Source organism: Methylobacterium sp. Gmos1, from assembly GCF_053764715.1.
In genome coordinates this window covers 136581-155301 of the sequence record NZ_JBSNCC010000003.1, presented here as the reverse complement: position 1 = coordinate 155301, position 18721 = coordinate 136581, and the positions used below count along the sequence as shown (strand labels likewise).

Genomic DNA, 18721 nt, shown 5'->3' with positions numbered 1-18721 from the left:
CGGAATCAGGCTCCCACCGTGACGGCTCGCCGACGGCGGCGGCGCAGGCCGAGCAGCCCCTGCGGCGCGAAGGCGATGACGGCGATCAGGCAGGCGCCGAACACCACGAGATCGACCCCCGGAACGCCGCCGGCGAGGTGCTTGGTGACCTCGCCGAGGCCTTGCAGCGCCAGCGCCCCGACGAGCGGCCCGAAGGCGGTGCCGATGCCGCCGACGATCGGGGCGAGCAGCGCCTCGACCGAGATCCAGGTGCCGTAGGCCACGCCCGCATCGAGGTAGAGGAAGGACTGCACGTAGAGCCCGCCCGCCGCCCCGGTGATCGCCGCCGAGAGGGCGATGGCGCGAAGCTTGACCGCGAGGGCGTCGACGCCGAGCGCGCGCGCCGCCTCCTCGTTCTCGCGCACGGCGATCAGGTGGGCGCCGAAGCGCGAGCGCTCAAGCCAGCGGGACGCCAGCAGCGCCAGGCCGACGAAGCCGAGGACGAGGAGATAGAAGAACCGGCGGTCGGCGAATTGCAGGGTCGCGAAACCGGGCCGCAGCGGCAGGAGCAGGCCGGCGGCCCCCCCGGTGAAGTCGGCGGAATTCGCCAGGATGCGGAAGACCTCGGCGAAGGCGAGCGTCACGAGGGCGAAGTAGGAGCCGCGCAGGCCCGCCCGGAAGCTCAAGTAGCCGATGGCGAGCCCGGTCAGCGCACCGAGACCGATCCCGGCGCCGAGCGCCGCCCAGGCGTTGACGCCGAGCTTCATCTGCAGGATCGCGGTGGCGTAGGCCCCGGTGCCGAAGAAGGCGGCGTGGCCGAAGGAGTACTGGCCGCCGAAGCCGCCGAGCACGTTCCAGCCGAGGCCCGCGAGCGCGATGATGAGCGTGGTGACGAGGAAGTTGAGCACGCTGCCCGACAGGCCGAGGAAGGGCAGGGCGGCCAGCACCGCGAGCGCGAGGATGACGGGCAGGAGGTCGCGGGCGCTCATGCGCGGGCTCCGAACAGGCCGGTCGGGCGCACCAGCAGCACCAGGATGAAGATCAGGAAGATGCCGATCTGGCCCAAGCTGTCGCCGAGCAGGAGCCCCGAAAAGCTCTCGACCACGCCGATGATCAGCCCGCCGACCAGCGCGCCTGCGATCGACCCCATGCCGCCGAGCACCACGATGGTGAAGGCGACGAGCACGAAGGCGGCACCCGAGCGCGGGTTGACGTAGTAGGTCGGCATCAAGAGGCAGGCGGCGACGGCCAGGCACGCGCAGCCGATGCCGAAGGTGACGGCGTAGACGTGGTCGACCTCGATGCCGACGAGGCGGGCACCGAGCTTCTCCCGCGCCACCGCCCGGATCGCCCGGCCGGTGTCGGTGCGGTTGAGGACGAGCCAGAGGAGACCCGTGACGGCGAGCGAGGCGGCAAATCCGATCAGCCGCGGCGTCGAGAGGAGGAGCGGACCGACCTCGACCACCTGGAGCGCGGCATCGGAATCGAGGGCGCGGGTGTCGGAGCGGAACGCTGCCAGCAGCGCGTTCTCCAGCACGATCGACAGGCCGAGGGTGACGAGCAGCACGTTGTTGTCGCTGCCGTGGCTCGCAGGCCCGATGACGAAGCGTTGCAGCCCGTAGCCGAGACCGAACATCAGCGGCACGATCCCGAGCATCGCGAGGTAGGGATCGAGGTGGAACAGCGCGAAGGCACCCCAGACCGCGAACATCGCGACGGTGAGAAGCGCCCCATGCGCGAAGTTGATGATGTGCAGCACCCCGTAGACCAGGGTCAGCCCGAGGGCGATGAGGGCGTAGACCGCCCCCGTCATCAGGCCGTTGAGGGCCGCCTCGATCAGGATCTGGGGCGCGTACATCGTCACGCCTTGAGCGGGAAGTTGGCCTTGGCCTCGGCGAAGGCGTCGGGCGCGATCACCTTGACGTCGCCGCCCTGCACTTGCGTGTTGAGCGGGAGCGCGCTGGTGTTCTGGCCGTTCGAGAACTTCGACTGGCCGTAGGGCATCACGCCGCTGGCAAAGCTCTGGCTCGACAGGGCCTCGATGATCTTGAGCCGGTCGGGCGCGCCGGCCTTCTCGATCGCTTCGGCCATCAGCCGCACGGCGGAGTAGTTCATCGGCACGTTGTAGGCGAAGGCGCGGCCCGCCGCTTCCGTGCGCTTGCGCAGCTCCGCCGTCAGCGGGTTCTTCGGGTCGGGCCAGTGGTTGCAGTCCATCACGCCCTCCGCCGCCTGCGGGAATTCCTTGACGAAGCGCAACGAGGAGGCGCCGCCGCCGAGGATCGCGTAGACGCCCTTCGGGCGGACGCGCTGCTGCTGCATCGTGCGGGCGAGGAGAACGAACTCGCCGTAATAGTTCGACGGGATGACGAGGTCGGGCTGGAGCGAGCGGATGCGCAGGACCACGTTCGCCATGTCGCGGGCCGGGCTCGGATGCGACACGGTCTCGAGGATCTGGAAGCCGAGCTTCGGCAGTTCGGCCTGGAGGAGCTTGGCGAGGCCGGAGCCGAACAGCCCGTCCTCGTGCACGATCACCACCGTGCGGGCGGGCTTGCCGGCGGCGTCGTTGAGCGCCACGAGGCGTTCCAGCGCGCTCTTCGTCACCATGCCGAAGCTCGGCGAGAACCGGAAGGTGTTCTTGAGCCCGCGCTGGGTCAGCTGGTCGGCGACGCCGACGTCGATCAGGTAGGGCAGGTCGTAGCGCGAGGCCGCCTGGCTCGCGGTGGCGCAGAGCCCGCTGCCGAAGCCGCCGACGATCGCCGCCACGCCCTCGCCGTTCAGGCGCTCGGTTTCCTGCGCCGCCGTCTCGGGGTTCGAGCGGCTGTCGGCGAAGACGATCTCGAGCTTGGCGCCCCCTAACGCCTTCAAGCCGCCGGCGGCGTTGATGTCCTGGACCGCGAGCTCGGCGCCGAGCTTGCCGAGGTCGCCGTCATTGGCGAGCGCGCCGGTCACCGGCTGGATGATGCCGAGCTTCACGGCCGCGCCTTGCGCCCGAAGGATCGCCGGCATCGCCACGAGCGAGGTCGCCGCGAGGCCGGTGCGCAGGATCGTGCGGCGGGACGGGGAGACGATCGAGGTCACGGGGCAGGCCTCCTGTGGGCGGCGGGGCGGGGACGGGATTCGGGCTTGACCGGACGCGGGACGGCGGGGGTCCAGCGGCGCTCGCCGGCGTCGCCGGTGCGCACGAGGTCCATCTGGAAGGCGTAGCGGTCCGGCCGGTAGAGCGCGTGCAGGTGCTCGACTCCGCGGCCCGAGGGGTCGAACACCACCCGGGTGAGGTCGATCAGCGCCGAGCCGACCTCGAGGTCGAGGGCCTGCGCCACCTCCGGCCCGGCGAGCGTCGCGCCGATCGCCTGCGTCGCCCGGTCGGCGGTGACGCCGGAGCGCTCCATCAGCTCGAGGAGCGGCGTCGCCGCGAGATCCGCCTCCGAGTAGGACAGGCCGACCCGCTCAGGGACGTGGGTGGTGAGGTAGGAGAAGGGCTGGCCGTCGATGAGGCGCACGCGCACCGAGCGCTGCACCCGCTCGCCGGGCTCCAGCAGCAGCGCCTCGGCGATGCCGGCGGGCGCCGCGACGTACTCGAACGACAGGAGCCGCACGCCGGTGGCCCGACCCATGGCGATCAGCCCCGAGAGGAGGTTCGGCAGGTCGCCGACCACAGGGCGAGTGCCCGTCGGCCCCTGCACGAAGGTGCCCGACCCGGGCCGACGCCGCACCAGCTCCTCGCCGGCCAGGAGATCGAGGGCGCGCCGCACGGTCACCCGCGCCAGGCCGTGCTCGGCGGCGAGCGCCGGCTCGCCCGGCAGCCGCGCGCCGGGAGGCAGCCGGCCGCTGGTGATCTGGTCGCGCAGCAGCAGGTAGAGCCGGCGCGCCTTGTGCGGTTCGATCGCGGAGGTCACGGGGCCATCCCTGGCTCGTGGCTTGCAAGGTGTCTGGCCGACAGAGCGCCCCGAGGGGCCTGTCAGCGCTTACCTGTTCGATTATGGAGACAGCTAGCTGTCTGTCAATTAGGACAGGTGGGGGGAGGGCACAGGAATTTTCGGGTGCGGGGCGGGGACGGGGATCGAGACGTGTCAGAGCCTGGAAATCGCCGCGGCCCGGTGCGGCACCGCAGGACGTTGCGCCGGGGCGCTCAGGCCCGCTAATCGGGCGCCCATGAGCACCACCTCCATAAGCCGCCCCTCCTCGATCGGCCTCGCGGCGCCGGTCGCCGCGGCACCCCGGTCCCGCCGCGCCGTGCGGACCTGGCTCTTCGTCATGGCCGCCCTGGTGGTGGCGATGGTGGCGGTCGGCGGCGCGACCCGGCTCACCGGCTCGGGCCTGTCGATCACCGAGTGGAAGCCGGTCACCGGCGCGATCCCGCCGCTCTCGGCCGAGGCCTGGGCGCAGGAATTCGCCAAGTACCAGGCGACGCCACAATACAAGCTCTTGAACGAGGGCATGAGCCTGTCCGAGTTCCAGTTCATCTACGGCTGGGAATGGGGACACCGGCTGCTCGGCCGGATCATCGGCCTCGCCTTCTTCCTGCCGCTCCTGTTCTTCTGGTGGCGCGGGCAGATCGACCGGCGCTTAGGGATGAGCCTCGTCTGCCTCGGCGTGTTCGGCGGTCTGCAAGGTGCCGTGGGCTGGATCATGGTCGCCTCGGGCCTGCAACCGGGCATGACGGCCGTCGCACCGGTCAAGCTCGCCCTGCACCTCACCCTGGCGAGCGCGATCTATGCCGGCCTCGTCTGGATCGCCGCCGGGATCGACCGGCGCCGCGACGAGGCGGTGCCGGCGCGGCTCTCGCGCACCGCGCTCGTGCTGATGGGGCTGGTTCTGGTGCAGATCGCGCTCGGCGGCCTCGTCGCCGGCTCGAAGGCGGGCCTGACCTACAACACCTGGCCGCTGATGGATGGCGGGTTCGCGCCCGGCGGCCTGTTCTCCGGCACGCCCTGGATCGAGAACTTCGTCGACAACGTCGGGCTGGTGCAGTTCAACCACCGGCTGACCGCCTACGCGCTGCTGATCCTCGCCGTCCTCCACGCGGTCGATGCGCGGCGCCTCGCGCCCGGCACCGGCGCGGCGCGGCGGGCGACGGCGCTCGCCGGCCTCGTCGCCGCGCAGGCGATGCTCGGCATCGCGACGCTGCTCCTGGTGGTGCCGCTCTGGGCGGCGCTCGCCCACCAGGTCGCCGCCATGCTGGTGCTCGGCATGGCGAGCGCGCATGCCCGCCTCTGCCGGGCGCCCGCACCCGTCCCGGCCGTCCCACGCGCGGCCTGAGTGTCGCGGGAACGTTCGTCCCACGTTCATGCTTCCGCTTTAACTTCGATCAACCGGGCGGCCCTCTCCCGGACCCGAGGTGAGGAGGCCCGATGCCTGTGCAGGAGTCTTCCCTGGACGTTTCCACGAGCCCCGCCCCCCGCTTCGCCCCGGACGGCCGGCCCCTGAGCCTCGCCTGGACCTACACGCCGCGCGAATTGCTTGCCGACGGCGTCGTCCACGTGGTCGGGGTGAGCCTCGGGGTGATCGGCGCCCTGGCGCTGACGATCAGCGCCGCCCTCACAAGTCTCAGCCCTTCCGAGAAGGTCGCGGTCGCGGTCTACGCCGCCGGCCTCGTGGCGATGCTCGGCACCTCGGCGGCCTACAACATGTGCCCGGTCGGCCGGCTGAAATGGCGCCTGCGCCGCGCCGACCACGCCACCATCTTCCTGATGATCGCCGGCACATACACGCCGCTGGTCACGCTCGTCGGCACCGACGGCTTCGCCTTCGGACTGCTCGCCGGGATCTGGCTCGTGGCGGCGGCGGGCGCGATCGTGAAGCTGACGCTGCCGGGCCGCTTCGATCGCCTGGCGATCGCCCTCTACCTCGCGCTCGGCTGGAGCGGGCTGATGGCCTACGAATCGGTCATCGCCGTCCTGTCCCCCGGCGCCCTGTGGCTGCTCGCCGCCGGCGGCCTGCTCTACTCGCTCGGCGTGATCTTCCACGTCTGGCGGCAATTGCCGTTCCAGAACGCGATCTGGCACGGCTTCGTGCTGGCGGCGGCGGCCTGCCATTACGGCGCGGTGTTCCGCAGCGTGCTCGACGTGGGGGCGTGAGCAGTCCGCCCACGCGACTACATCACGCCGACTTGCGCCGCAGACTCGTGACGGCCTCGGCCAGAACGTCGAGGGGCCGCCAGGGCTTCTGCATGTAGACGGCGTGGTCCGGCATGGCCTGTGCTGCGCCCGACCGCGAGGTGACCACGATCCGCACGTCCGGCCAGTCCCGCTCCACCTCGCGGGCCAGGGTGGCGCCGTCGATCTCGCCGGAGAGTTGCATCTCCGTGAACAACAGCGCGACATCGGAGCCGTGCTCGCGCATCACCGCCAGCGCGTCGGCGGCACTATCGCAGGTGATCACGTTGAGATCGGTCTCCTCCAGGATCGCCGCGGCGAAATCCCGAACGAACTCATCGTCCTCCACCACGACGGCGATCGGCGCGGTGTGTGCTGCTCCGTCCGCGCGCGGCGGCCTCAATGTCTTTTGAGGCGGATCGACGATCTCCGAACCGAAGCGCTGCTCGCGACGGGGCCTCTCGCGGGTTGCTCGTCCGGACGCAGCCCCCTGATTCAGCCAGGTCAAGGGGGGGCGATCGCGCTCCTCGTCGGAGAAGCGATGCTCGGGTGCCAGCAACTCATCGGCCACATCGCGGGCACCGGCGGGGGCACGACCCGGCGCTGCCTCGTAGACGCTCACGGTAGCGACCGGATCCTGGTTCGTCTTGCGCGGCATGGGCTCACTCGTCGAGATTGCGGGCCAGCCTCTCGCGATGGCGCGGGTTGGTCAGATCCAAGTGACCATGCCAGCCCGCTCTCGCAAGAAGACGCCTGCCGTATGATGTTCCGTCGGGAGCGATCAAGCAGGCGAGATTGTACATGAGGTCGTCGTCGGTGCTGATCTCGGCCGTGCTCTGCGCCGCGCGAAACAGCGGCGAGCGCGGAACATCCGCGAGCGCGGCCGACAAGGCGGCGCGGACCTGCTGCGCATCATTCGCCGCGAAGCCCAACCGCGCCCAGGCATATCCTCCGACCGTCAGGTTCGCATAAACATCAATGCGGACGACGCCGAGGCGGTCATACGCGTCGAGGCTCGCCCTCAGCATCCGCCGTGCACCGCCGCTGCGCTGGTAACGGCTGGGAAGCGCGAACAAGGCGTGATTGACATCCCAAGCACCGTCTTCGCGCTGCGAGAAGCGACGCTCCACCTCGACTATATCCTCTGTGTCGTGATGGCTCGATGCGACCATCATGATCACATCGTCGACGGCATCGTGCTCCCAGACAACGTGCAGGGGCTCTTCGGCGGGCGTGCCCGCCAGGAGCGCAGAGGTGACACTTCGTGCCTGATCCTCATCGCTCAGCAATCCTCGTCGGAGAACCACCGGGTCGACTTGGACCCGGTCGCACGACAGATCGCGCGCTGTCGCCTGCACCTGCCAGAAAGTTCGTTCGACAGGCACGAAAACAAGCCTCACGTCGGAGCCGACGGACGCGATCTTGCCCTTGTCTCACCTCTGACGCAACGACACGTCCGAGTTTTCTGCCGCCGGGCGCTCCGCCGCCGGCTCAGAACGGCGTGTAATCCCCGCCATCCGTGATCGTGTCGAGCGCCCGCTCGATCGACGTCACGGCGTCCAGCACCATCTGCACCGTGCGCTCGGCTTCTCCGCGCGGCCGGCCGAGCGCCGCGGCGCGGGCGCCGATGTCGTGCAGCTGCTCGGCGATGGTCACCAGGTCGCAGACGACCGACGCGGTGGCGCGGGCGGCGGCATCGGGCGCCGGACGCGGGCGCAGCAGGGGAACGACGTTGCTCATCGGCCCGGACTCTCGCGCAAAGCTAGGGACTCCGCCAGCCGGAGAATCGCGGCCCTCCACACATTCCGCGGAGCGCGGCCCGGGGGGCACAGGAGAGGGGTTTCCCCGCGGCCACGATCGCCCGTGCCTTGACGGACGGGCGGGAGCCGGGCACCCCGGCCGAAGTGTTAGAGCCGAGAATCCCCCGATTCGCGCGGCCCGGAAGTCAGGACCCCTCATGCGTCTCCTTCGCGTCGCCGCCTCGCTCGCCCTCGCGGGTCTCGCCGCCGCCTGCACCAGCGCCGGCGATTCGCGCGGCACCGGCCTGTCCGAGAGCTTCGACACCAAGAACTACGTGCGCTCGAACGACACCAACGGGACGCAGCGCCGGCCCGACGTGAACCGCATGTTCACGCAGCCGTCGATCCCCAGCATCTCGAATCGCGGCTTCTAGACAAGCGGGTCTCCGGCGGCTCCGGCCGCCGGGCTCTCAGCGCCCGCGAAACAGCGGGTGCTCGACCCTGTCGCCGGGATGCAGGCCGAGGCGCGCGGCGGTGCCGGCATTGAGCTCGAGCACGCCGAGCACCGGCTCGCCGGAGGGGATGGTGCGGGTCGAGAGCGGCTCGGTGTCCGTGGCGATCCGCGCCACCGTGCCGTCGGCGCGGATGAACAGCATGTCGAGCGGCAGGTAGGTATTCTTCATCCACATCGCCACCGGCTCGGTGCGCTCGAAGTCGAACAGCATGCCGCGGTCCGGCGCCATCGAGCGGCGGAACATCAGCCCCTGCGCTCGCCCGGCATCGTCGCGCATCACCTCGACCTGGAAGGTGTGGCGGCCCGACCGCGAGGCGATGGTCAGCGGCTCGAACGGACCGTCGGCGAGGACGGCCGTGGGCAGGAGCAGGAGGACGAGCGCGGCGAGGAGCCGGCGCGGCGGGATGGCCCAGGGCCGTGCGAAGCGGAGCGACATGGGGCTGAGCTAGCGCAGTCTGCGACGAAGGGGATGGGGTTTTCCAAGCGGAAACACGGGCGAATCGAAAAAGCCGCGCGCCCCCGGGCTCAGTGGGAGGAGGGCGGTCCCGCGCCCGCGCTCGCCTCGGACAGGAGGCGCACCTCGGCCGCCATCAGGCCCTTCGAGCCGTCGCCGTAGCGGACCATGACGTGCTCGCCGGGCTTCAGCTCGGCGATGCCGTAGCGCCGCAGGGTCTCCATGTGGACGAAGATGTCCGGCGTGCCGTCGCCGCGGCTGAGGAAGCCGAAGCCGCGCAGGCGGTTGAACCACTTCACCACCGCGGTCTCGAGCCCGCTCGTCGGCACCACGGTGACGTGGGTGCGCGGCATCGGCAGCTCGGCCGGATGGGTCGCGGTCGACTGGTCGAGGGAGATCACCCGGAAGGCCTGCCAGCCGCGGGGCCGCTCGATCGCCTCGACCACGATCCGCGCGCCCTCGCTGGCGCTCTGGTGGCCGTCACGGCGCAGGCAGGTGACGTGGAGCAGCACGTCCGGGGCGCCGCTGTCCGGCACGATGAAGCCGAAGCCCTTCGCGACGTCGAACCACTTGATGCGGCCGCTGACCTCCACGAGTTCCGTCGGGCGTTCCGCCGCCGCGTCGAGCCCGGGCCGGGTGTCGCGCGCGCCGTCTCCGAACGCGCTCCCCGGCCGTTCCCAGGCGGGGCCTGAACCGAACTCGTCCGACATCGTAAGCAACCCACTCGAATCGCGTCGCGCGCTTCACCGGCAGATTAACAAAGTCATGACTTCGGGGAAGCCCAAATCGGCCGAGTTGAGACGCGTGGGGGGCGATGTCCTCGCCGGATTCGCCTCGGGCGTGTCCATTCTGCAAGCCCGGGAGGCAGACCGGGAGCCAGGCGCGTCGCGATCGAGGCACGAGAGGCGCACCCGTCCGCGATCATGCGCGTTTTGGCCGCAGGTGCGGGCGGGAGCGTCGGGCTCGGCTATGACGGCACCCGCCCAGACGATCACCGCGACGGAGATCACCGCGATTCTCAACCCACCCGCTTCCACCGCGCCGGCCCGGCGCCTCGCCGTCATCGACCTCTGCCGCGGCGTCGCGCTCGTGGCGATGGCGCTCTACCACCTAACCTGGGACCTCGGCTTCCTGCGGCTGACGCCCGAGAACGCCGCCCTGTCGCCGCTCGGGCGGGCGGCGGCGCATGGCATCGCCGGCAGTTTCCTGGTGCTCGTGGGGGTGAGCCTCGTCCTGGCGCGGGGCCGGTCTTCGGGCTGGTGGCGCCCCTACCTGGCCCGCCTCGGGCGCATCGCCCTGGCGGCCGCCGCGATCTCGCTCGCCACCTACGTCCTGTTCCCCGGGGCGTGGATCTTCTTCGGCATCCTGCACTGCATCGCCCTGTCGAGCGTGCTCGCACTGCCGGCCCTCGTCGCACCGTTGCCGCTGGTCGGGCTCGCCGCGGCCCTCGTCCTCGCCGGGCCGACGCTGGCGGGCCTCGCGGGATCGCCGCCGTTCCTCGACGCGCCGTCGCTGTATTGGCTCGGGCTCGGCGCCGCCGTGCCGACGACGAACGACTACGTGCCGCTGTTCCCGTGGTTCGGCTTCGTGCTGGCGGGAGTGGGGCTCGGCCGGCTCGTCCTGCCACGCCTCGCTGCCTCGTCCATCGGGGCTTGGGCGCCGCGAGACCGGATCGGGCGGCTCGCCGCGCTCGCCGGGCGCCACAGCCTGGCGGTCTACCTCGTGCACCAGCCCCTGCTGCTCGGGCTGCTCTACGGGGTCGCGGCGCTGACCGGGCCGCATCCGCGGGCGGGGGAGGCGCAGTTCCTGCGCGAGTACCGGGCGAACTGTGCCGAGGCCGGCGGGACCGCGGCGTCCTGCCGGGTGGCGGCGCGCTGCGTGCTGGTGCGCTTGCGCGGCGAGGGCCTGTGGCGGGCCGGCGGCGACTATACGGGCGAGGAGCAGGCCCGGGCGATCGCGGTGTCGCGGGCCTGCTTCCGGGAGGCGGGCGGGGGCTGAAGGCCGCCCGCCCGTCGCATATCAGTCCTTGGCGCGCTCGACGTAGGCGCCGTCCGCCGTCATCACGACGATGCGGGTGCCGGTGCCGATATGTGGCGGCACCAGGGTGCGGATGCCGTTCGAGAGCGTCGCGGGCTTGTAGGACGAGGAGGCGGTCTGGCCCTTGGTCACCGGCTCGGTGTCGGTCACCTCGAGGGTGACGCGCTGGGGCAGCTCGAGCGCCAGCGGCACGCCGTTATGGGTCGAGAGCATCACCGCCATGCCCTCCTGGAGGTAGGGGGCCTGGTCGCCGATCACGTCCTGCGGCACCGCGAGCTGCTCGTAGGATTCCGGGTTCATGAAGTGGAACCCCTCGGCGTCGCTGTACAGGAAGGTGTGCTCCCGGTCCTCGACGTAGGCGCGCTCGACCTGCTCGGTGGTGCGGTAGCGCTCCGAGACCTTCACGCCGTCGGTGATCCGGCGCATGTCGAGCTGGGTGACCGGTGTGCCCTTGCCGGGATGGATGTTCTCGGCGGAGAGGATCACGTAGAGCCGGCCGTCCTTGTCGACGACGTTGCCTTTGCGGAGTGAGCTGGCGATGACCTTCGGCACGGGGCGAATCCTGGACTGGAAGCGTTGACAGAGAGCGGCGGCGTCCGCCAAGCCGCGGGCGTCGCGCGCCGCGCCGGCAGAGGATGCCTTCGGCCCGCCCTATCGCATCTCAGGCGCGACCGCCAGTCGCCCGCCACTCGATGACAGCCATCCTATGACCTCCGCCTCGCCCTGGTGGGCCCCCCACGTCCATGCCGACCGCCGGCCGCGGCTCCTCGCCCGCAACCGCATCGCCGCGTCTTTGCGGGAGTGGTTTGCCGCCCGCGACTTCGTCGAGGTCGAGACGGCGATCCTCCAGGTCTCGCCCGGCAACGAGGCGCATCTCTCGGCCTTCGCCACGAAAGCCATCGCGCCGGACGGAATGGAGCACCCGCTCTACCTCCACACCTCGCCGGAATTCGCCTGCAAGAAGCTCCTGGCGGCGGGCGAGCCGCGGCTGTTCAGCTTGAGGCCCGTCTACCGCAACCGCGAGCGCGGGGCGCTGCACCACCCGGAATTCACCATGCTCGAATGGTACCGGGCCGGGGAGACCTACGACAGCCTGATGCAGGACTGCGCCGCTTTCCTGGCCCTCGCCGCCGAGACCGCGGGCGCCAAGGCTTTTGCGTGGCGCGGGATCGAGGCCGATCCCTTCGCCGAGCCGGAGCGCCTGAGCGTGGCGGAGGCCTTCCGGCGCCATGCCGGCATCGACCTCCTTGCCACGGTGGCCCCGGACGGGGGTACCGACCGATCTGGCCTCGACGCCGCGCTCCGGGCGGCCGGCATCCGCACCGCGCCCGACGACACCTGGTCCGACCTGTTCAGCCGCGTCATGGTCGAGCGGGTCGAGCCGGCCCTCGGCCGCGGCCGGGCGACGATCCTGTGCGAGTACCCGATCCCCGAGGCGGCGCTCGCCCGGCCGAGCCCGGCCGACCCGCGGGTGGCGGAGCGCTTCGAGCTCTATTGCTGCGGCGTCGAGCTCGCCAACGCCTTCGGCGAATTGACCGATGCCGAGGAGCAGCGCCGGCGCTTCGAGGCCGAGATGGACGAGAAGGCGCGCGTCTACGGCGAGCGCTATCCCCTCGACGAGGACTTCCTGAGCGCGTTGGCGCAGATGCCGGAGGCGAGCGGCATCGCGCTCGGCTTCGACCGGCTCGTCATGCTGGCGACCGGCGCGCGCCGGATCGAGGACGTGATCTGGACGCCCATGGCCGAGTACCCCAGCGTCGAGGCTCCCCGGTGAGCGCGTCGATCCGCAGCGCGGGCGACCTCGCTGCCCGCGGCCTGGTGTCGGCGGAGCGGTTGCCGGCGCTCGAACGGGTGGCGGCGCGCTACGCCGTCTCGATCACTCCCGAGATGGCCGAGCTGATTGCCGATCCGGATGACGGGATCGGCCGCCAGTTCGTGCCGCGGGCCGAGGAACTGGTCACCACGCCGGAAGAGAGGGTCGACCCGATCGGCGACGAGGCCCATGCGCCACTCCCCGGCATCGTCCACCGCTATCCCGACCGGGTGCTGCTGAAGCCGCTCCACGTCTGCCCGGTCTATTGCCGCTTCTGCTTTCGCCGCGAGGTGGTGGGTCCGGAGGGGCAGGGCAGCCTCACGGATTCTGAACTCGATGCGGCGCTCGCCTACATCGCCGGGCACCCGGAGATCTGGGAGGTGGTGGTCACCGGGGGCGACCCCCTGGTGCTCTCGCCCCGGCGGCTCGGGCGCATCGCGGCGGCGTTGCGCGACATCCCGCACGTGCGGGTGCTGCGCCTGCACACCCGCGTGCCGGTGGTCGATCCGGCCCGGGTCGACGCGGACCTGGTCGCGGCGCTGAAGCGGTTCGAGGGCGCGGTGTTCGTGGCGCTGCACGCCAACCACCCGCGGGAATTCTCTGAAGCTGCACGCGCGGCCATCGCGCGCCTCGTCGATGCCGGGATCCCGATGGTGAGCCAGTCGGTGCTGCTCAGCCAGATCAACGACGATCCCGAGACGCTGGCGGCCCTGATGCGGGCCTTCGTCGAGAACCGGATCAAGCCCTACTACCTGCATCACGGCGACCTCGCCCCGGGCACCGGCCACCTGCGCACGACGCTCGACCACGGCCAGGACCTGATGCGCGCGTTGCGCGGCCGGGTGTCGGGGCTGGCGCAGCCGACCTACGTCCTCGACATCCCGGGCGGATACGGCAAGGTGCCGGTAGGCCCGGGCTACCTGGCGGCGGGACCCGCGGGCTGGGTCGTCACCGATCCGAAGGGCGGAACACACGCCTATCCACCGAAGGAGGAGGACACGCCATGCGCAGGCTCTGGGGACGGCTGAGCTCCGTCAACGTGCAGAAGGCGGTCTGGGGGCTGGAGGAGCTGGGGCTGCCCTACGAGCGGGTCGAGGCCGGCGGCGCCTTCGGGCGGGTGCGCGAACCCGACTACCTGGCGCTCAACCCCAACGCCCTCGTGCCGGTCATGGAGGAGGACGGCTTCGTCCTGTGGGAGTCGAACGCGATCCTGCGCTACCTCGCCCGCGGCCACGGTCCCGGCGGCCTGTGGCCGGAGGATCCGCGGGCGGCCGCTCTCGTCGACCAGTGGCTCGACTGGCAGGCGACGCGCTTCACGCCCGCGACCCGGGACGCGTTCTGGCAGACCGTGCGCACCCCGCCCGAGCGGCGCGACCAGGCCGTGATCGACCGCTCGGTCGCGGCGTCCGAGGAATGCGCGGCGATCCTCGACGCGCACCTGATGGGCCGTCCCTTCGCCGTCGGCGACCGGTTCACCGCGGCCGACATCGCGCTCGCCGCCGCCGCCCATCGCTGGCTCCACCTCGACGTGCCGCGCATCGAGCGGCCGGCCCTGCGGGCCTGGTACGAGCGCATCCGCGTCCGGCCCGCCGCGGCGGTGGCCTTGCCGCCCTTGAGCTGAGCGGAGGGCGGCCCTCCCCCCGCGCCGGGCGTCCCTCGCCTCTGCTCGTCGGATCGTCCGCCGAGGCGCCGTAGCCGCGGCGCCTCGTCCCCCGTCATACGAAATCCGGTTGATCGCTTCGCGATACGGATTTCGGCTTCGCTCAAGCGCCGCGCGGGCTGGTGATACCGCTTCCGGAAGTGATCTTCCGGAAGCGGTATCACTCCACCCCCGGCAGGCACCCCTCCGTCACCCGCCACCGCCGCACCTCCACACCCGTGCCGGCCGGACCCGCCAGCATCAACCCGACCGTCGCCTCGCTCTGGCGCTTGCGCGTGCGGGTGGCGCCGTAGATCGTCTGCCAGGTGCCGCGGCACGTGAGGTCCGCTTCGCGGCGGGCATGGGGCGCGGCGTCGACGAAGGCGAGGGCGGCCCGCGTGCCGGCAAAATCCTCGGGCAGCCGGATCTCCGCCGCGACGACGTGGAGGCGGTTCGGCCGCAGGCCCGCGACCGCGTGGGAGGCCGCGAGCGCGCCCGGCCCGGGCGCGGCGTCGGCGAGCGCGGCGCGGGTGGTGTCGGGCGCCTCGAAGAGCGGCGGGCCGGCGGGCGCCAGAGCCGGGGGCTCGACCAGGCTGTTGCGCAGGGCGTAGGCCCGGCCGCAGACCGCGAGCCAGCCCGGAAGGTCGGCGTCGGTCGCTGCCGCGTAGGGGGCGAAGTGGGGCAGCGCGCCCTGCATCAGGCCCTCGCCGCGCCAGACCACCCGCCCCGGCGGAGCCTCCCCCGCCGCGCAGACCCGCAGCAGGGTCACCGGGCCGATCGCCCGCAGGGCCGCGAACAGGCGGCGTACCGCCCCCTCGCTCTCCCCGGGCGGTCCCTTGCGGACCAGGATCTTGTCGCCCGCCGCGAGGTCGGCGAGCAGCCGCTCCTTCAGGTAGTCGACCCGGCGGATCTCCCGCGCCAGGATGTCGGCGGGCTTCACGCGGGGCACGGTGTCGCCGGTGTGGTAGGCGAAGCCGTAGGCCCGGCTATGGCAGAACAGGTAGCCGCCGGCCCCGACCCGGACCTCGATGTCGTCGGCGCCGCCGTACCGGGAGAATCGCGTCTCGACCGCGTGGGTCAGATCGGCGATCGGCGCCGAGGAAAGGCGGAACAGCCCGAGGGGGTCGATGCCGGCGTAGCGCTGGGCGATGCCGAACTCGCAATTGTCGCCGAGGCTTTCGAAGGCGCCGAGCAGGGAGGCCGCGGTGAGGCCCGCGGGCGCCGGAGCCGCCTGGCGAAACAGCGCGATCATGCGGCCGATGCTTCGTCCGGGAACGAGGCGGGCCCGCCTTCCCTGGCCAGCACCTTGCCGGGATTCAGGATGCCGAGCGGGTCGAGGGCGCCCTTGAGGCGGCGCATCAGGTCGAGGGCGACCGGGTCCTTGTAGCGGGGCAGCTCGTCGCGCTTGATGAGCCCGACGCCGTGCTCGGCGGCGATCGAGCCGTCCATCGCGTGGACGATGTCGTGGACGATGCGGTTGAAGCGCGGCCACTCGGCGAGGAAGGCGGCCTTTCCGGCCCCGACCGGCTGGGTCAGGTTGAAGTGGATGTTGCCGTCGCCGAAATGCCCGAAGGCGCAGACCCGCACCCCCGGCATCGCGGCTTCGCAGGCCGCGGTGGCCCGCTCCAGGAACTCCGCCACCCGGGAGACCGGCACCGAGACGTCGTGCTTGATCGAGCCGCCCTCGTGCTTCTGCATCTCCGACAGGCTCTCGCGCAGGCTCCACAGGGCGGATGCCTGCGCGTCGCTCTGGGCCAGCACCGCGTCCTCGACGAGCCCGGCCTCGATCAGCTCGCCGAGTTCGGCCTCAAGGTCCGCGGCCGCGTCGGGCGCGGGCGAGGAGACCTCGACGAGGGCGTAGGAATGGTGGTCGCCGTCGAGGGGGCGCACCGCCCCGGGCAGGTGGCGCAGCACCACCTCGAGGGGGAAACGCGGCACGTACTCGAAGGCGGTGAGCCGGGGCCCGAGCCGGTCGCGCAGGCGCCCGAAGGCGTCGAGCGCCGCTCTCGCCGAGGCGAGGCCGAGGAAGGCGGTGGCCTTCGAGACGGGCTTGGGGTGCAGCCGCAGTACCGCGGCGGTGATGATGCCGAGCGTGCCTTCCGAGCCGACAAAGAGGTTCTTCAGGTCGTAGCCGGAATTGTCCTTGCGCAGCGCCCGCAGGCCGTTCCAGACCTGCCCGTCGGCCAGCACCACCTCCAGCCCGAGGGTCAGTTCGCGGGCGTTGCCGTAGGCGAGCACCGCCGTGCCGCCGGCATTGGTGGCGAGGTTGCCGCCGATGCGGCACGAGCCCTCGGAGGCGAGCGAGAGCGGGAACAGCATCCCGGCGGCGTCGGCCGCCGCCTGGACGTTGGCGAGCACGCAGCCGGCCTCGACCGTGATGGTGGCATCGAGCGGGTCGACCGCCCGCACCCGATCGAGGCGGGACAGCGAGATCACCACGCCGCCGAACGGCACGCCGCCGCCGACGAGCCCGGTATTGCCGCCATGGGCCACCACCGGCACCCGCGCCTCGGCGCAGAGCCCGACCACGAAGGCGACCTCCGCGGTGTCGCGCGGGCGCACCACCGCGATCGCCTCGCCGCGGTAGAGACCGCGACTCTCTGCGAGGTGGGGGGCGATGTCGGTCGCCGCGGTCAGCACGTGCGCGGGGCCGAGGCGGGCCGCGATCGCGTCGAGCAGGCTGTGGGTCGGGCTGTGTGTCACGGGCGCGCGCGTCTCGAGGCGGGAGGGTTGCGGCGGAGCGGGATGGCGCACCGCGGCACCACCCTCTAGATAGCGGTCGGCCGGCCCCTTTTCCAAGATGCGCGGCCCTTCGCGAAACATCGCCCGAGACAGCAGACCCATGCTCTCCGTGATCCCGAACCCGCCGCGCACCGCGCTCCCGATCCATGGCACCGACGACCTGTTTCCGGTGCGTCGGGTCTACTGCGTCGGGCGCAACTTCGCCGCCCATGCCCGGGAGATGGGCGCCGACCCGACCCGCGAGCCGCCGTTCTTCTTCATGAAACCGGCCGACGCCCTCCAGGTGGTGCCGGACGGCCAGACCGTCGAGCATCCCTACCCGCCGAAGACCGCGAACTACCACCACGAGGTCGAGCTGGTGGTGGCGATCGCCAAGGGCGGCCGCGACATCCCGGTGGCGGAGGCCCTCGACCACGTCTACGGCTACGCCGTCGGCCTCGACATGACCCGCCGCGACGTCCAGGACGAGGCGAAGGCCCTGCGCCGTCCGTGGGAGCTCGGCAAGGCCGCCGACCTGTCGGGTCCGGTCGGCACGCTCAAGCCCGCCTCCGTGATCGGCCATCCGGACAAGGGCGCGATCACCCTCGCGGTCGACGGCGCGGTGCGCCAGAAGGGCGACCTCTCCGACATGATCTGGTCGGTGGCCGAGCAGATCGCCTACCTGTCGACCTACTTCGTGCTGGAGCCCGGCGACGTGATCTTCGCCGGCACGCCGGAGGGCGTCGGCGCGGTCACACGCGGCCAGACCATGGTCGGGACGATCGAGGGCGTCGGCGAGATCCGCCTGACCGTCGTCTGAAGACAAGGAGTTCGCGGGATGACGCGCCGACAGGCCCTGCTGATGCGGGGTGCCCACCTCGTCTGGCGCTTCACCCGCGGCATGACCCTGGGGGTGCGCGGGGCGGCGATCGATCCGGACGGCCGGGTCTGCCTCGTGCGCCACACCTACGTCGAGGGCTGGCACCTGCCGGGCGGCGGCGTCGAGCCGGGCGAGACGGCGATCGAGGCCATCACCCGCGAGTTCCGCGAGGAGACGGGCATCGTCCTCGACCCCGGCGCGACGCCGGCCCTGCACGGCTTCTACTTCAACGACCGTGCCTCGAAGCGCGACCACGTCGCGCTCTACGTCGCCCGCGCCTTCACGGTGCCGGTGCCGAAGACGCCCGACTCCGAGATCGCCGAAGCCGCGTTCTTTCCCCTCGACGCCCTGCCGTCGGAGACCACCCCGGCGACCCGGGCGCGGCTGGCCGAGATCCGGACCGGCACGACCCCCACCGCGACCTGGTAGCGGGGGCCGGAAGCCGGCTCCGCAACCGACGCCGCAACCTCTTGCGCTCCCCGGCGGAATGGTGTTTATGCCGCTCATCGGCGCCGCCACGGTGGCGCCGGCGGAAAACAGCGAGCGGGTGTAGCTCAGGGGTAGAGCACAACCTTGCCAAGGTTGGGGTCGAGGGTTCGAATCCCTTCGCCCGCTCCAGTTTTTCCACGAGGCCGAACGGGTTTGGGCGGGTGTAGCTCAGGGGTAGAGCACAACCTTGCCAAGGTTGGGGTCGAGGGTTCGAATCCCTTCGCCCGCTCCAAGTTCGCACGGCCTGACAATGTGAGCGGGTGTAGCTCAGGGGTAGAGCACAACCTTGCCAAGGTTGGGGTCGAGGGTTCGAATCCCTTCGCCCGCTCCATTTTGCTTTTTCGATCAGATTTGAAGCTGT

The 18721-nt window shown here is 71.5% G+C and carries 21 protein-coding genes and 3 tRNA genes; 12 read left to right on the top strand and 12 right to left on the bottom strand.

Annotation, left to right across the window (positions count from 1 at the left end):
• Nucleotides 1–5 precede the first annotated feature (5 nt).
• The 4 genes from ACS5PV_RS06865 to ACS5PV_RS06850 are packed head-to-tail and all read right to left on the bottom strand — an operon-like array spanning nucleotide 6 to nucleotide 3875.
• A complete protein-coding gene (locus tag ACS5PV_RS06865) occupies nucleotides 6–968 on the bottom strand; it encodes a branched-chain amino acid ABC transporter permease (protein ID WP_455394596.1) in 963 nt (320 codons plus the stop codon).
• Nucleotides 965–1837: a branched-chain amino acid ABC transporter permease gene (locus ACS5PV_RS06860; RefSeq protein WP_455394595.1), complete on the bottom strand. Its 873-nt coding sequence runs from the start codon at nucleotides 1835–1837 to the stop codon at nucleotides 965–967. Before ACS5PV_RS06860 ends, ACS5PV_RS06865 begins: the two co-directional genes overlap by 4 nt.
• Before the next feature lie 2 nt (nucleotides 1838–1839).
• Nucleotides 1840–3057, bottom strand: a complete 1218-nt coding sequence (locus ACS5PV_RS06855) for an ABC transporter substrate-binding protein (protein ID WP_455394594.1) — start codon at nucleotides 3055–3057, stop codon at nucleotides 1840–1842.
• Entirely contained in the window at nucleotides 3054–3875 is an 822-nt protein-coding gene (locus tag ACS5PV_RS06850) for a GntR family transcriptional regulator (RefSeq protein ID WP_455394593.1), read from the bottom strand. The genes ACS5PV_RS06855 and ACS5PV_RS06850 overlap by 4 nt, the downstream gene beginning before the upstream one ends.
• A gap of 256 nt (nucleotides 3876–4131) precedes the next feature.
• On the opposite strand from ACS5PV_RS06850, the gene ACS5PV_RS06845 reads away from it, so the two are divergent.
• A complete protein-coding gene (locus tag ACS5PV_RS06845) occupies nucleotides 4132–5238 on the top strand; it encodes a COX15/CtaA family protein (protein ID WP_455394592.1) in 1107 nt (368 codons plus the stop codon).
• Nucleotides 5239–5330: 92 nt separating this feature from the next.
• On the top strand, nucleotides 5331–6056 hold the full coding sequence (trhA, locus tag ACS5PV_RS06840) for a PAQR family membrane homeostasis protein TrhA (RefSeq protein ID WP_455394591.1): 726 nt from the start codon (nucleotides 5331–5333) through the stop codon (nucleotides 6054–6056).
• A 22-nt stretch (nucleotides 6057–6078) separates the two neighbouring features.
• Here the strand turns inward: trhA and ACS5PV_RS06835 are convergent, their stop codons facing one another.
• The 3 genes from ACS5PV_RS06835 to ACS5PV_RS06825 form a co-directional block, all read right to left on the bottom strand.
• Nucleotides 6079–6732, bottom strand: coding sequence for a response regulator (locus ACS5PV_RS06835; protein ID WP_455394590.1), 654 nt, complete (start codon nucleotides 6730–6732; stop codon nucleotides 6079–6081).
• 4 nt (nucleotides 6733–6736) lie between these two features.
• Nucleotides 6737–7459 (bottom strand): hypothetical protein, encoded by a 723-nt coding sequence (locus ACS5PV_RS06830; protein ID WP_455394589.1) that lies wholly within the window; start codon nucleotides 7457–7459, stop codon nucleotides 6737–6739.
• Nucleotides 7460–7565: 106 nt separating this feature from the next.
• Nucleotides 7566–7814, bottom strand: a complete 249-nt coding sequence (locus tag ACS5PV_RS06825; RefSeq protein ID WP_455394588.1) for a hypothetical protein — start codon at nucleotides 7812–7814, stop codon at nucleotides 7566–7568.
• A gap of 217 nt (nucleotides 7815–8031) precedes the next feature.
• Here ACS5PV_RS06825 and ACS5PV_RS06820 point away from each other — a divergent pair, with 217 nt between their 5' ends.
• Nucleotides 8032–8247, top strand: coding sequence for a hypothetical protein (locus ACS5PV_RS06820; protein WP_455394587.1), 216 nt, complete (start codon nucleotides 8032–8034; stop codon nucleotides 8245–8247).
• Between the two features lie 36 nt (nucleotides 8248–8283).
• Here the strand turns inward: ACS5PV_RS06820 and ACS5PV_RS06815 are convergent, their stop codons facing one another.
• Complete coding sequence (locus ACS5PV_RS06815) at nucleotides 8284–8763, bottom strand: DUF192 domain-containing protein (protein ID WP_455394586.1); 480 nt, start codon at nucleotides 8761–8763, stop codon at nucleotides 8284–8286.
• Nucleotides 8764–8852: 89 nt separating this feature from the next.
• Nucleotides 8853–9491: a cold-shock protein gene (locus ACS5PV_RS06810; protein ID WP_455394585.1), complete on the bottom strand. Its 639-nt coding sequence runs from the start codon at nucleotides 9489–9491 to the stop codon at nucleotides 8853–8855.
• A gap of 259 nt (nucleotides 9492–9750) precedes the next feature.
• Here ACS5PV_RS06810 and ACS5PV_RS06805 point away from each other — a divergent pair, with 259 nt between their 5' ends.
• Nucleotides 9751–10779 carry a DUF1624 domain-containing protein gene (locus ACS5PV_RS06805; RefSeq protein WP_455394584.1) on the top strand — a complete coding sequence of 343 codons (1029 nt, stop codon included), beginning with the start codon at nucleotides 9751–9753 and terminating at the stop codon, nucleotides 10777–10779.
• Between the two features lie 21 nt (nucleotides 10780–10800).
• Here ACS5PV_RS06805 and efp read toward each other — a convergent pair whose 3' ends face one another.
• A complete protein-coding gene (gene efp, locus ACS5PV_RS06800) occupies nucleotides 10801–11370 on the bottom strand; it encodes an elongation factor P (protein WP_060848905.1) in 570 nt (189 codons plus the stop codon).
• A 154-nt stretch (nucleotides 11371–11524) separates the two neighbouring features.
• On the opposite strand from efp, the gene epmA reads away from it, so the two are divergent.
• From epmA to ACS5PV_RS06785, 3 genes are read left to right on the top strand one after another with little or no spacing between them, the layout of a single operon-like run.
• A complete protein-coding gene (gene epmA, locus ACS5PV_RS06795; protein WP_455394583.1) occupies nucleotides 11525–12592 on the top strand; it encodes an EF-P lysine aminoacylase EpmA in 1068 nt (355 codons plus the stop codon).
• Entirely contained in the window at nucleotides 12589–13659 is a 1071-nt protein-coding gene (locus ACS5PV_RS06790) for a lysine-2,3-aminomutase-like protein (protein WP_455394582.1), read from the top strand. The genes epmA and ACS5PV_RS06790 overlap by 4 nt, the downstream gene beginning before the upstream one ends.
• Nucleotides 13635–14252, top strand: coding sequence for a glutathione S-transferase family protein (locus ACS5PV_RS06785; RefSeq protein ID WP_455394581.1), 618 nt, complete (start codon nucleotides 13635–13637; stop codon nucleotides 14250–14252). The genes ACS5PV_RS06790 and ACS5PV_RS06785 overlap by 25 nt, the downstream gene beginning before the upstream one ends.
• Before the next feature lie 199 nt (nucleotides 14253–14451).
• Here the strand turns inward: ACS5PV_RS06785 and ACS5PV_RS06780 are convergent, their stop codons facing one another.
• Together ACS5PV_RS06780 and ACS5PV_RS06775 are read right to left on the bottom strand one after the other, a co-directional pair.
• On the bottom strand, nucleotides 14452–15522 hold the full coding sequence (locus ACS5PV_RS06780; protein ID WP_455394580.1) for a hypothetical protein: 1071 nt from the start codon (nucleotides 15520–15522) through the stop codon (nucleotides 14452–14454).
• The gene (locus tag ACS5PV_RS06775) at nucleotides 15519–16973 is read right to left on the bottom strand and encodes an FAD-binding oxidoreductase (protein ID WP_455394579.1); all 1455 of its coding nucleotides are present in this window, start codon (nucleotides 16971–16973) and stop codon (nucleotides 15519–15521) included. Before ACS5PV_RS06775 ends, ACS5PV_RS06780 begins: the two co-directional genes overlap by 4 nt.
• A 139-nt stretch (nucleotides 16974–17112) precedes the next feature.
• Here ACS5PV_RS06775 and ACS5PV_RS06770 point away from each other — a divergent pair, with 139 nt between their 5' ends.
• The 5 genes from ACS5PV_RS06770 to ACS5PV_RS06750 all read left to right on the top strand — a co-directional run bounded on the left by ACS5PV_RS06770 (nucleotide 17113) and on the right by ACS5PV_RS06750 (nucleotide 18691).
• On the top strand, nucleotides 17113–17811 hold the full coding sequence (locus ACS5PV_RS06770; protein WP_455394578.1) for a fumarylacetoacetate hydrolase family protein: 699 nt from the start codon (nucleotides 17113–17115) through the stop codon (nucleotides 17809–17811).
• 18 nt (nucleotides 17812–17829) lie between these two features.
• The gene (locus tag ACS5PV_RS06765; protein ID WP_455394577.1) at nucleotides 17830–18300 is read left to right on the top strand and encodes an NUDIX domain-containing protein; all 471 of its coding nucleotides are present in this window, start codon (nucleotides 17830–17832) and stop codon (nucleotides 18298–18300) included.
• A 114-nt stretch (nucleotides 18301–18414) separates the two neighbouring features.
• A tRNA-Gly gene (locus tag ACS5PV_RS06760) sits at nucleotides 18415–18489 on the top strand.
• 28 nt (nucleotides 18490–18517) lie between these two features.
• Nucleotides 18518–18592 (top strand) — tRNA-Gly (locus ACS5PV_RS06755).
• 24 nt (nucleotides 18593–18616) lie between these two features.
• Nucleotides 18617–18691: transfer RNA gene (locus tag ACS5PV_RS06750), tRNA-Gly, on the top strand.
• The last annotated feature ends 30 nt before the right edge of the window (nucleotides 18692–18721 follow it).